Source organism: Paenibacillus sp. FSL P4-0176 (assembly GCF_037975265.1).
Lineage (GTDB): Bacteria > Bacillota > Bacilli > Paenibacillales > Paenibacillaceae > Paenibacillus > Paenibacillus amylolyticus.
Map to the genome: position 1 here is coordinate 7,016,331 of NZ_CP150242.1, position 12,576 is coordinate 7,028,906.

The 12,576-nt window shown below is 46.7% G+C and carries 11 protein-coding genes; 2 read left to right on the top strand and 9 right to left on the bottom strand.

Annotated elements, in window-relative coordinates:
• Positions 1 to 7: 7 nt before the first annotated feature.
• The 5 genes from MKY95_RS32020 to MKY95_RS32040 form a co-directional block, all read right to left on the bottom strand.
• Positions 8 to 976 carry a LacI family DNA-binding transcriptional regulator gene (locus MKY95_RS32020; RefSeq protein ID WP_036612334.1) on the bottom strand — a complete coding sequence of 323 codons (969 nt, stop codon included), beginning with the start codon at positions 974 to 976 and terminating at the stop codon, positions 8 to 10.
• Between the two features lie 40 nt (positions 977 to 1,016).
• Entirely contained in the window at positions 1,017 to 2,612 is a 1,596-nt protein-coding gene (locus MKY95_RS32025; RefSeq protein WP_036612220.1) for an extracellular solute-binding protein, read from the bottom strand.
• 68 nt (positions 2,613 to 2,680) lie between these two features.
• Positions 2,681 to 3,562 (bottom strand): carbohydrate ABC transporter permease, encoded by an 882-nt coding sequence (locus MKY95_RS32030; RefSeq protein WP_036612222.1) that lies wholly within the window; start codon positions 3,560 to 3,562, stop codon positions 2,681 to 2,683.
• A gap of 29 nt (positions 3,563 to 3,591) precedes the next feature.
• Positions 3,592 to 4,509, bottom strand: a complete 918-nt coding sequence (locus MKY95_RS32035; RefSeq protein ID WP_036612224.1) for an ABC transporter permease subunit — start codon at positions 4,507 to 4,509, stop codon at positions 3,592 to 3,594.
• 357 nt (positions 4,510 to 4,866) lie between these two features.
• Positions 4,867 to 5,670, bottom strand: a complete 804-nt coding sequence (locus MKY95_RS32040; RefSeq protein ID WP_036612226.1) for a helix-turn-helix domain-containing protein — start codon at positions 5,668 to 5,670, stop codon at positions 4,867 to 4,869.
• 141 nt (positions 5,671 to 5,811) lie between these two features.
• Here MKY95_RS32040 and MKY95_RS32045 point away from each other — a divergent pair, with 141 nt between their 5' ends.
• Both MKY95_RS32045 and MKY95_RS32050 read left to right on the top strand, forming a co-directional pair.
• Positions 5,812 to 7,011 (top strand): MFS transporter, encoded by a 1,200-nt coding sequence (locus tag MKY95_RS32045; protein ID WP_339196078.1) that lies wholly within the window; start codon positions 5,812 to 5,814, stop codon positions 7,009 to 7,011.
• A 78-nt stretch (positions 7,012 to 7,089) separates the two neighbouring features.
• Positions 7,090 to 7,872 (top strand): ABC transporter ATP-binding protein, encoded by a 783-nt coding sequence (locus tag MKY95_RS32050; protein ID WP_036612232.1) that lies wholly within the window; start codon positions 7,090 to 7,092, stop codon positions 7,870 to 7,872.
• Positions 7,873 to 8,070: 198 nt separating this feature from the next.
• On the opposite strand, the gene MKY95_RS32055 is transcribed toward MKY95_RS32050, so the two are convergent.
• The 4 genes from MKY95_RS32055 to MKY95_RS32070 form a co-directional block, all read right to left on the bottom strand.
• Positions 8,071 to 8,799, bottom strand: a complete 729-nt coding sequence (locus tag MKY95_RS32055) for a class I SAM-dependent methyltransferase (RefSeq protein ID WP_036612235.1) — start codon at positions 8,797 to 8,799, stop codon at positions 8,071 to 8,073.
• Between the two features lie 146 nt (positions 8,800 to 8,945).
• On the bottom strand, positions 8,946 to 10,241 hold the full coding sequence (locus MKY95_RS32060) for a glycosyltransferase (RefSeq protein WP_036612238.1): 1,296 nt from the start codon (positions 10,239 to 10,241) through the stop codon (positions 8,946 to 8,948).
• Between the two features lie 160 nt (positions 10,242 to 10,401).
• A complete protein-coding gene (locus tag MKY95_RS32065; protein ID WP_036612242.1) occupies positions 10,402 to 11,277 on the bottom strand; it encodes a diguanylate cyclase in 876 nt (291 codons plus the stop codon).
• Positions 11,278 to 11,389: 112 nt separating this feature from the next.
• Entirely contained in the window at positions 11,390 to 12,499 is a 1,110-nt protein-coding gene (locus MKY95_RS32070; protein WP_339196081.1) for a glycosyl hydrolase family 8, read from the bottom strand.
• Between the last annotated feature and the right edge of the window lie 77 nt (positions 12,500 to 12,576).

A 12,576-nucleotide genomic window follows, 5' to 3' on the forward strand; every position in this document is an offset into this window, starting at 1 on the left:
GCTGTCTTTATTGCCGGCACATTGCCGTTGAATTGCGAAGGTTCAGCTTGGGCTGAATAACTACCGGAACATCGACCTGTTCATCACGGATCAACGAGACAATCAATTCTGCTGCCTGCACGGCCAGTTCATCCAGAGGCGGGCCAATTGTAGTCAAGGCCACTTCGGCATATTGCATATCCGGCAGATCATCATACCCGATTAACGAGATATCGCTTGGAACGCTGTAACCTGCCTCAAGCAAAGCCCGGAGCGCACCTCGGGTGACCAGGTTGTTCAGTCCAATAAAAGCTGTTGGCGAATCCGCCCCAAACGCATGATTACGTATGGCAAAATACCCGTCTTCCCAGGAGGAATACGCTGGCAGCACATGGTCTTCGTTAAAATCCAGACCCGTACGCTGCAACGCTTCCCGGTACCCCTCCAGCTTGACGTGCTGGGAGTTGCCGATGAATCCGATTCGGCTGTGCCCCAGCGATTTCAGATGCTCCACTGCTTTGAACAACCCTTCTTTGCGATCAATCTTGATGTAAGGAGAGTTCGGCGCTTCATCAGTACCCAGCACAAAACATGGCATGTTGAGTGTTGCGAACTTTTTCCAGAACATCTCCCGATTGTCCAGTGCATAGTCCCACAGAATACATCCGTCCACGCGCAGCTGGCTGAAGACATCCACGCCATCATCCGCCACAACCAGGATCATCTGATATCCCCGCTTCTTCAGCTCGGTGTGCAGACGGCCGGAGATGTTGGAGAATAACGGATTGCTCAGCTCATCCAGCACAAAACCGATGATGTTGCTTCTGCCGGTGGAGAGCTGCCGGGCCAGCATGTTTTTCCGATATTGATGTTTCTCTGCGACCGCAAGCACCTTCTGCTTTGTTGCCGGTTTGATTCGGGGATCATCATTCAGCGCCTTCGATACCGTGCTATAGCTCACCCCCGCCAGTTTGGCAATGTCTTTAATGGTTATCAAAATCAATCAACACCTCTCATACGCCTAAAACCCTAATTTCCTATTTCTGTGCAGATTTATAACGATCATATTGTGCCTGTCTGCCCGCAATAACCTGCTCTATATTCATCTTCTTCAACGTCTCAATATAACTGTCAAACTGGTCCAGACTGGCATCCCCGCTAATAAACTTAAAGTTCATCTCTTCCACATATGTGGTGATGTCAGGCATCGCCATGCTTTCCACACTCGCTTCATCCGGCAGGGCATAGACAAACGGGAACGGTTCGCGCACATACGGCTCCAGTTCCTTATCCATCTTCGCATGCCAAGGGGCTACGACGGAATCAGCAGAATCGGTGGATTGGATGTTCGGCAGATTCACCGGACCAATGCCAAGCTTCTGGATGTATTCATTGTCCTTGCCTTTGTCCGTAAATGTCTTCACGCCATTCTCTTCCGTATACGTGTCATCCTTGATGCCCCACGTATAATACGTCTGTGCTTCCTCACTTACGGCATAGTCCAGGAAACGGAAAGCAAGTTCCGGATTTTTACTATCACGTGTAATGCCAAAGATGCCACTCACTGGTGTACGTCCTACATAGAACTGATCCCCATGCGGTCCTTTCAGTGGTAAAATGCCTTTGATGATTGGCTCTTCCGGATTGTAATCCTTGAATAACGGACTGTAGACCATCGACATATACCAGCTAAAATTAAACGTTGCTCCCGTCACATCCTGAGAGATGCGCGACGTGACCTGATCACTCGTAGTACTCGCATAATCCACCCCAAGCAGACCTTCCTTGTACAGTCCGTTCAGATAGGTCAAGTACTCCTTGTAGGCAGGCTCATAATAGCTGAAATGTACTTTGCCCTGATCGTCTGCATAGAACTGGTTGGACAGATCAAGTCCAAATGCCGGGCCAAAGGCCATTGACACAAATTTTGCTTCCATGGACAGCGGAATCTCATCGGCTTTTCCGTTGCCGTTCGGGTCATCTGTCTTGAATTTGCGCAGCATCGCCGTGAATTCATCCAGCGTGGTCGGCTCGCTTAATCCCAGTTTATCAAGCCAGCGCACATTGACCATAAATACCGGCATGTAGTTGCGGGTTAACGTCTGCTGTGGGATATAATACATTTTACCATCTGGCGTTGTTAAACTGGCTTTGACCGAAGGTGACTTTTCATATATTTTTTTGAGATTCACGCCGTATTTCTCTACCAGTTCATTAATCGGAATGAATAGACCGCTGTTAATGTACTTCATCAGCTGATCCTGATCCGGCAGGTACACGATATCGGGCAAGCCGGTACCAGCAGCCAGCCTCGGATTGACGGCATCCGCATAGTTCTGCGGCGGAATCAGATCCCAATCCACCGTCACACCAGCGTTGCTCTCAATTTTCTTCACGATGGCTGCGGTGGACAAGTCCACATTGGTCGTCCAAGCGTTGGTGCCGAGAATAGACAGTTTGGCATCCGGTTGATCCGTCACCGGCCCTGCTCCGGTATAATTGAAGGCTGGCTCCGAACTGGACGGGGTGCTCCCCGCATCGGTTCCCGCCCCTGTTCCGCCGCTACATCCCGCCAGGCTGATTGCCAGTATCGCTGCGATTACACTTTTTCTTCCTGCCCCTTTAAATCTCATCCATCATTCCTCCTTGGTATGAACCATTTTGAACTCCTTTGAATGACATGACACTTAAGTAAGTAAAGCTATCCTTTCACGGCTCCGAGGGTGATCCCCTTAACGAAGTACCGTTGGATAAACGGGTAGATCGTAACAATAGGCAGAATGCTGACCACAATGGATACATAACGAACCTGAAGGGAGGAGACCGCCAGCGCACCGGATGTCATCGTACCGCCCATCTTCTGCATCACTTCCGGCGAAGCCATGATCAGCACTCTTCGCAGGAACATCTGTAAGGGCTGCATATCCTGTTTGCCCAGATATAATAGGGCCGTGAAAAAGTTGTTCCAGTGGAATACCGCGTAGTACAGCGTGAGCACAGCCAGTGTTGGCTTGATGATCGGAACCGCCAGACGATACAGCATCGTCATCTCGTTAGCCCCGTCTATACTGGCACTTTCGAAAATTTCATTCGGAATGCCTTCGAAAGCTGAGCGGCAGATCATGACGTTAAACGTAATCACCAGCACAGGCAGCACCATAACCCAGCGGGTGTTGTACAGCCCAAGCGAGGTAATCAGCATGTAGACCGGAATGAGTCCACCCGAGAAATACATGGTGAAGGCGATGAAGAAATTCAGCTTGCGACGTAAGAAAAACTGCTGTCTGGATAATGGAAACGCCGCAAGACATGTTGCCACAATGTTCAGCAGTGTGCCTACCACGGTGTACCAGAGGGTGTTGTAGAACGAAACCCATAACTCCTTGTATTGCAGTACCATTTGGTAACCTGACAGGGTAAATCCAACGGGCCACAATACAACTTTTTGTTTGTCGATGGCATCCACCGAGCTGAATGAAATACTAATGACGTACAGAAAGGGATACAACGTGACAACAACCGCCAGTATGGTCAGCAGGTAGACACATCCGTAGAACAAACGGTCACTTCTCGATTTTTGCATACAGGTCTCCTTTGGTCCGGGGTATAGTCTTACCAGAGTGACATCTTGGTCAGGCGGCGGGTCATGGAATTGGCAGCAAAGACAAGCACAAATGTGATAATAGAGTTAAACAAGCCGACCGCTGTGGCGAAGCCGTAATTCTGGCCCTCAATCCCCATCCGGTATACATAGGTGGACAGGACATCTGCCGTTTCGTAGGTGGCTCCGTTGTAGAGCAGATATACTTTCTCGAAACCTACACTCATAATGCCGCCAAGCGACAGAAGCAGAAGAATGACGATGGTTGGTTTGATACTGGGTAGGGTCAGGTGCCATAGCTCCTGGAATTTGTTGACGCCATCAATTTTGCCGGAATCATACATCTCGGGGTCGATCCCCATAATGGCTGCAATGTAGATGATGGAGCTGAAGCCAAAGCTTTGCCAGATGTCGGAACTTGTGAAGATGGTACGGAACCAGCTCGCATCCATCATGAAGTTCACTTTTTCCATGCCAAGACTCGCGATGAGGGTGTTCACAATACCGTCTGTTGGTGACAGGAAGTTAATAATCATGCCAGCTACAACAACAGTGGAGATGAAGTGAGGAAGGTACGTAACGGTCTGGGCAAATCGCTTGAATGTCCGGTTCTTGATCTCCACGATGCAGACAGCGAATAAAATCGGAATGGAGAAACCAAACAGGAGCGGCAGGAAGGCGAGCAAAAATGTGTTACGCAGCAGTCGCCAGAAGTAGATGGAATTCACGAACTGTTCGAACCAGCGCAGTCCCACCCACTCCCCGCTGAGCATGCCCTGACCCGGCAAGAAATTACGAAATGCCAACAGCACGCCAGGCATCGGAAGGTACATGAAGATGAGGTAATACAGAAAGATAGGCGAAAACATCAGTAGCAAATATTTATCCCGTCTGATCAGGCTGAACAGCGTGGACATGCGTTTTTTCAACGTGAAACACTCCCCTTCGCTACATAATTACAACGTTTGAATTTTTGAATAAAAAGGAACCGTCATTTCACTGACGTATTTGTTATTTATCTCATTCACATTTTGTAACAACCTATATCATTCTGCGTAATAACGAGATAACTAATTTGAAATAGTCCTCCTTACACCGTATTTCTTTCTTTTAAATACTTGCCATAACCATAATTACAACGTTGTAATTTTAATCTAAATGTATACGCTTACATAAACTTTTTCCCATCTTAGCAAACTCTTCAATGTTTGGCAACAACAAAAATGAGTGGCATGCTGTAACGTACTAAAATACAGTCTCGCATATGCGAGACTGCCCGTTAAAATCTACACATGATTCCGATATTCCATCGGTGTCATAACATACACTCGCTGAAAGGCTCTGTAAAACTGACTGACACTGGAAAATCCCAGTTCATAACTGATTGTTGTTACTGAATCCGTTGTAAGGCGGAGCCTCCTGGACGCTTCTTCTACGCGCAAATTCAGCAGATATTGATACGGTGTTGTTCCCGTAAGAGCCTTGAAAGAACGCATAAAATGATATCGGCTCTGATGTGCAACCATCGCCATCGAATCAATATCCATTGGGCCTGTATAGGCACTGTGAATGTAATCCAGCACTCGTTGGAGATGAGGATCCATGAATGTACCGGGATTTACAGTTCTTTTTCCATTTTCCTGCCCCGTCAACACACGTCTTAGATACGTCTCGATGGCTAGTTCTGTTTCCTGCACTTGCAGCATTTCGGGCACATCATCTAACAAAATGGAATTCCAGACTCGAAACAGACTGCTGATCTCAACAGGATCAAAATTCTGGGTAGGTCGAAACTCAGCTCGCCCCCCACTTAACTCCGCACCTTCGAAACTGCCTAATGGCGGTTTACGGAACTTGATCACAATGACAGCCGAATCCGACCCTATCTCAAAATAATGCTCAGTCTGGGGATGAGCAATAATCCCTATGCCTGCTTTTAGCGGGTATGCATGCCGTTCCTGTACCAGATGACATTGACCTCTGACCGGCAGCGTTAGCTGATACCAGTCGTCATGTACATGCGGCTCATTCGCAAACCCTCCGGTAGCTTTCCATAATTCCAACCCATTTAGCGTCATGTTTAATTCCATCGTTTGCTCACCTGCTGACATTATAGCAAATCTTGCTCACTTTCCAAGCACTTTTCACAAAGACATGATCTGCTCCCATCTTTTATCATAGAAAAAAATAATTTGAGGTGATCTCCCATGGCTCAGGCCACTTTAAGCAAAATGCAAATCAACTCCTCCGCCAATTGGGCACTCGCCGGAGTCAGCTTCGCCCATCTGCTGAATGATGCGATGCAGACAGTGGTTCCGTCTGCATTCCCGCTATTCCAGCAGACCATGCAGCTCAGTTTCGCCCAGATGGGCTGGATTGCCTTCACCCTGAATATTACCGCATCCGTCCTTCAGCCACTGGTCGGTTATATGTCGGATCGCAAGCCCATGCCGATCCTGCTTCCCGGAGGTATGCTATTCTCCCTGATCGGTGTTCTCGGTTTAGCTTTGTCTTCCGAGTTATGGATGCTGCTTGTTTCGGCAGCATTAATTGGCATAGGCTCATCCATCCTCCACCCCGAATCCTCACGCGTGGCTCATATGGCAGCAGGCCGTGGACGAGGAATGGCACAGTCGATCTTCCAGGTGGGAGGCAACACAGGACAGGCTATTGCTCCATTACTGGTCGCCTTCATCCTGCTGCCACATGGGCAGCGTAGTTTTCTATGGCTGATGGGCTTTGCCCTGATCGGCATCTTCATTCAGTCTTTTGTCAGTCGTTGGTACAGAGACAAGCTTGCCGAGAATCGCATTCGTCAGCAACGCCCTCTAAAATCAAGCGGCGCAGAGCCAGCAGCTCGACCTGTGAGCAGGGGATTCATCGCTTTTACAATGGGAATTCTCATCCTGCTGCTGTTCTCCAAATTCGTATATATTGCAGGCATGACCGGGTACTACGCCTTCTATTACGCCGATGCATATGACTTGCCTCTCTCCCAGGCACAGATCTGTCTGTTTATTTTGCAATTTGCAGGTATGGTCGGGACCTTGCTCGGTGGCCCACTCGCTGACCGCTACGGACGCAAACCGATGATCTGGTTCTCCATTGCAGGCACTGCACCGTTTTCCCTGTTGCTACCTTATGCAGGACCCGTCTTGTCCATGGTATTATGCGGAATGATTGGACTCATCCTGATGTCCGGCTTCAGCGTCATCATTGTTTATGCACAGGAATTGCTTCCTCGTCATATTGGAACGGTATCCGGATTGTTTTTTGGCCTGTCGTTCGGAATGGCTGGACTTGGCTCGGTTGTGTTAGGTTCCTTAATTGACGTGACTAGCATTTCGTTTGTTATCAAGTTATGTTCGTTTTTGCCACTGCTTGGTGTGTGTGCTGTATTTCTGCGCAAGGACCAACCAAGAACAGCATGATAACCGTTGAAACCTCACTGATTTTGTGACTACAATACACCTAAGACACTCGAGGATATCAGAAGGAAGGAATAACGCATGATTATTGATGTACAGCATGTCACTTGGAAAAGGGGACCCCTTACCCTGCTGAACGATGTAAGCTGGCAAGTTAATGACGGTGAACACTGGGCGTTGCTCGGCCTGAATGGCTCCGGCAAAACAACACTTCTGAACATGATCACCGGATATCTCTGGCCGACCGAAGGTAAGATATCCGTGTTAGGCCATGAATATGGGGATGTGGATCTGAGACAGCTTCGCAAATCCATTGGCTGGGTCAGTTCATCTCTGCAAGAGAAATTGCATGGCACAGACCGCACACAGTATGTCGTGATCAGCGGCAAACATGCCACCATTGGCTTGTATGACAAGCTGTCGAATGATGATCTGGAACAGGCACAGGAATTGATGCAAACGCTGGGCTGTCGGCACCTGTGGGATCGCGAATATCGTACCTGTTCTCAAGGGGAGAAACAGAAACTTCTCATTGCACGAGCACTTATGGCCAACCCACGGGTACTTATTCTGGACGAGCCTTGCAATGGACTGGATCTGTTCTCAAGAGAGCGACTGCTGGAGAGTATTCGTGAATTGTCCCAGCGACCGGATACCCCATCGCTCATCTATGTCACCCATCACACGGAGGAAATATTGCCCGTATTCAGTCACAGCCTCCTGCTTCGACGGGGCGAAGTCGTCCGTAGCGGATTAACTGGCGATCTGATGAATACGGAAGTGCTTAGCGACTTCTTCGAGGCACCTGTGGAAGTTGATCAGCATGGAGAACGTGTCTATGTCAGAGCTGCGGCGGATTTATAATTGCGGGGTTATACACAGCAAACGTAACATAGGTGAAGAAACTTAACAGTAAAAGCCCGATATCTTATCCACATGTGGATAGATTTCGGGCTTTTTACTCCTATATCTAGTGTTATCCACCGTTTTCTGTGTAGAACTTTCTAATTTATGAGTATAACTTTACGGTTTCATCTATTTATCTATACGTTTACCAATATCCTATTTCCGGGCACTTAAAAACAGAAACAATGGAATGCGTTGCCTGCGCAGATAGGTTTCCTCGTTTACAAAATAAGCACGTTGTGGTGCTGACTCGCGCAAATGTTCTACACGGAACCCTGCCCGCTGCAATGCCATAAAATACGATTCAATGGAACGATGCATCTTTTTCACAGAACCGCCCAGCCACTGCTGCTCCCGATATCCTTCTACAAAATACTGATCAACCACCCAATCCGTTCGAGTCCCGGAGGGTTGCAGTGTGGACGTGATCACAGGATGTTCTACAGAGAATACAAATGTCCCGTTCTCTTTCAAAGTATTGTATATGTTGCGGAACAGGCTCTCCACATCTTCAATATAGTGAACAGCCAGTCTCGATATAACCAGATCATATGCTCCCGCCGGATAGGTCCAGTCTTCCATGAACGCTTGCTCAATCTGTGCATTCGTGCCTTTAACCGATTCGTTAGCTGCCCGCACCATATTCAGTGAACCTTCAACTCCCGTGTAAGTTGTACCCTCTTGACCAGAACGGAGCAATTCTACGCCAAACCTCGCATCCCCGCAGCCAAGATCCAGTATGCTCTTGCCCGCAACGTCTCCGATCAGCTCTAGCATAACAGGTTTCTCTAACGTATCATTGGCATTCTCCTGCCACTGGCGGCGTTCCATATACTTCTCAAAGTTTTCCTCATTATCGTAAAACTCAGGTCCTCTGTAGCCCATTCCACACGCCTCCGTTTCCTTTATGCAACGTTCAATATGTACAGCCTGAAAGAGTATACATAATGCCAACCAATCTTTCCATAGTAAAAAAGACTGCCTTCTGAACGAATCCAGAAAACAGCCCTTCATTTATAAGTTGATGTTTCTCAGCCAAAACGCTGCGTTTTGTACCATTTGGTTTCTCTCCGGAATAGCTTATCTCCAATAAGCGAGATAAATGCTTTGACGGATATGACCAGAAATAACTGGGCATATGTGAAATAGGAGAGGCAGGCCACAATAAAATTCTGCGTATTGCTTTGCCCAATATCTGCTGAGAGTGCGAGATTAATTTGTAGTACATAAATGTAGTACATTAATGCCCATGCTATTACGAGATACACGTAAACATCCCCTGAGAACTGGAAGGGAGAAATGACATTCGGATTAAATAATGCAATAACCTGATACACTAGATTCGAGACAAAAATAATATCCGATACAATAATAGCGATCATAAACCAAAAATAACTTGCAGCATAGTACAGAACATGCAGTTTAATTCTCCAGCTAGTACGGTCAAATAAATGCTTCACATTGTCGATAACAACCTGGTAATTTCCCTTGGACCAGCGCTGGCGCTGTTTCATATATACCGATAATTGCTCAGGTTCCTGCTGGTAAGCCTCTGCTTGTGGCGCTAATGCAATAAGCTGACCCCGAGTAAGAATATCAAACGACACGGCCGTATCTTCCGTGATCGCATCAGGGTCCCATCCACCAATCTCACGGATCAGTGCTGCCTTGATAATATAGTTCGTACCAGGAATCGTGCCCAGTTTGAATAACTCCCATAGCCCCGTATGGTGAACACGTTGGACCGTTACAAGTTCCAGATTAATGCAACGGGAGAGAAAATTCTGACCCCGATTACGAGCTTTGTTTCGACCAAATACAGCACCATACTTCTCCGGGTTTTCCAATGCTTTTTGTGTCAAAAACATCAATGCATTCCGCTCAGGCGCCGCATCTGCGTCATAGATACATATCCATTCTCCCCACGCCAGTTCAAGGCCATCATTCAAAGCTCCCGACTTCCCACCTGTACCGGTACGCTCCAGAATGGTAAAGTCACGATCTGCATAACTCGTCTTGGCCTTGAGTTCCTTCAGGCGCTCTGCTGTATTATCTGTACAATTATCTGCAATAACAATAACTTGAACTTTATGCTCAGGGTAGTTCAGACGCAATATATGCTCAACGGTAGACACGATAACTACCCCTTCATTATGCGCAGGCACCATGACAGTCACAGTGGGGTAATCATCCATACTTTCAGGAATTTGAATTCCCTTTTTTTCTTGTTTGTTAATGAAACGAATAGCTCCAGCCATAATGACAATCGACTCGGTGACGGATATCCAAATACTGAGGATGGACATCAACAGCAGGAAATCAGCCATTCAATTTCCTCCGATCATATTTCCTGTTAATTTTCCCTCGAAAACGAAGAGTCGCAAAGGTTAATATAAGAATCGTAATGGCAAAGAAACTGCTAACTACAATACATAATGGAACAAACCATGTTAAATAATTCACAGAAATACTCCTCCCCCATAGCATCTAGATGTATTCACCAATGAGATCTGTCTCTGTGTTCCGTTCCAGTGCCGCAATAACAGCATCGATATCCTCATACTTACTGAATTGTTCCTTCTGAAATACCAGTGCACCCGATCGAATAACCGTCTGCAACTCATTTCCCTTTTTATCGATGATTTGCAGATCCATCATGGCTTTTTTGATCCGTTGTGTCAGGATGGGCAAGTACTCCACATTGGTCATTGGACAGATAATCACAAAACGTCCTCGATCCACAAAAAATTTATAATCCTCAAACCGAATCTGCTTCTGTATGGTAGTGGATAGTTCAAGAAGGAACTGTGCATAACGTACGGAACCGAGTGATTCCAGTACCAACGGCAAAAACTCGATCTTGAACATCGCCATGCTGAATCCATATTGCTCCGAATAACGTCTGGCTAGATTACTTTGCTTAACAAGCGTATCCGCAAGTGCATCCTTATTGCCCAGAGAGGTATCCAGGTCAATCTCCGGATTACGCTCCTGAAGCTCCTGCAGACGCTCCATGACACGCGCATTGCGCACAAGACTTGCCTTGATAAAAGCAGCCACAGCCACATTGGCTGGAATGAGCAGCCACCAAGAGAACGTAAGTACACTTACATCCGCGTAGGTAACAAGCCATACAAAATAAGAGACCAGATAGATAAATCCGGCGACGACAGATACCCCGACAGGTATCACAAAACCCAGGATCAGCGCTCCAAGCGACACAATGCTAAACACCACATCCAGTGTAGTATAACTCTGATTCATATAAATCTTAAGATAGACAACGAGCTGCTGGATTACGGCTAATCCAATCAAACTCGCATATCCCCATGCAATACGAAGGATGGGTGCTTTATTCCTCATAGGTTTCTTCTCTCCAGTAGATTGGTTAGTGATATTTCGAGTAAACAATATATGACATGAATAGACAAACATCATGTTAACACATTGTTGAATATATTAAATGACATTTTTATTACTTTTTAAGTAACTTTTGTAATTCAGTCTCCCCAAGCAAAGGAAACAGGTTATCAAACATATGTGTGTTTCCACTAAATACATATCCGCCTGGATAACTGGCGTCCAGACTACGCATGCTGATCATATGCTTATACAGCTGTTTCGCCCATTTTGGATCACCTGACTGAACCGCAAGCAGCATCGCGAGTCCATATACGGATGGAGATTGGTAAGATACCGCAGGTGTGCGAGTACTACGCTTATATTGTCCCGGCAGCTGATGACGGGTATTGAATTCTTTTTTCAAAAAAGCAATGAGCTTGTCCGGTTTGCGGCTGGTCGCAGTTAGATGGTTCGCTACGATCAGCTGATCAATCAGATTCACTGTGTCATCATATGTATACTCTTTCGTCCCCACATTGAATGTTTTCGGATAAAATATCCCGTCATCCGGCATACTCTTCAACATGGATTCGTACTTGGCATATGTGCCCGGCTCCAGCATTTCATGCTTCTCCATTAATTGGAGAGACGGTAGATCCACATAAACCAGGCTTAACATTTCCGCGGAGTAACCATTGCCAAAATCGTGAAAATCAACATAATATCCTTTATTCTGAACCGACTGCGTCAGTGTACGGGAAATATCCGAGGCTGTTGCCAGTTTGGCTTCTCTTCCCTGTTGCCATTGATCTGCTGCCTTTAATAAGGCACCGACAATTCGGAAATCATCACCGAGCGCGTTGGTGGTCACGTGAGATTTCCCCTCAGCATCCAGCTTCCAGGCAATATATTTTTGTGGCATGAGGAAATAGGTCGTCAGCAGCTCATAGCTTTGCTCAAATAACACCTGATCTTTCTTGGCTACAGCATATTGCATCCAAAGACCAAGTGATTCAGATAAAACCTCTCTGCCTGCTACGATATCCGCTTTTTCGGATGTGGCATCCTGCAAATAGGACGCAAGTAAACCATTGGGATTGGTCATATGATCTTGGACAAAGGATACTGTAGGGGATAATTCATTCATCACGAACCGCTCCTTCATGAAAATAATGAACGCTGCTGCAATACTGACCACCAATATGACCAACCACGTTACTGTTTTCCGGTTCATTCTCTTCATATTTCCCTCCTGTACTTTTGCTATTGTGAGATAATGACTCTGCTCCTTGAGATCGGTTCGGCTAGGGTCTGGGATGT

Bases quoted from the DNA above. Each gene is read 5' to 3' on its own strand.
- MKY95_RS32030 (WP_036612222.1), bottom strand. From the start codon at position 3,562: ATGCAAAAATCGAGAAGTGACCGTTTGTTCTACGGATGTGTCTACCTG.
- MKY95_RS32025 (WP_036612220.1), bottom strand. From the start codon at position 2,612: ATGAGATTTAAAGGGGCAGGAAGAAAAAGTGTAATCGCAGCGATACTG.
- MKY95_RS32055 (WP_036612235.1), bottom strand. From the start codon at position 8,799: ATGGGCTACAGAGGACCTGAGTTTTACGATAATGAGGAAAACTTTGAG.
- MKY95_RS32040 (WP_036612226.1), bottom strand. From the start codon at position 5,670: ATGGAATTAAACATGACGCTAAATGGGTTGGAATTATGGAAAGCTACC.
- MKY95_RS32045 (WP_339196078.1), top strand. From the start codon at position 5,812: ATGCAAATCAACTCCTCCGCCAATTGGGCACTCGCCGGAGTCAGCTTC.
- MKY95_RS32070 (WP_339196081.1), bottom strand. From the start codon at position 12,499: ATGAAGAGAATGAACCGGAAAACAGTAACGTGGTTGGTCATATTGGTG.
- MKY95_RS32050 (WP_036612232.1), top strand. From the start codon at position 7,090: ATGATTATTGATGTACAGCATGTCACTTGGAAAAGGGGACCCCTTACC.
- MKY95_RS32065 (WP_036612242.1), bottom strand. From the start codon at position 11,277: ATGAGGAATAAAGCACCCATCCTTCGTATTGCATGGGGATATGCGAGT.
- MKY95_RS32060 (WP_036612238.1), bottom strand. From the start codon at position 10,241: ATGGCTGATTTCCTGCTGTTGATGTCCATCCTCAGTATTTGGATATCC.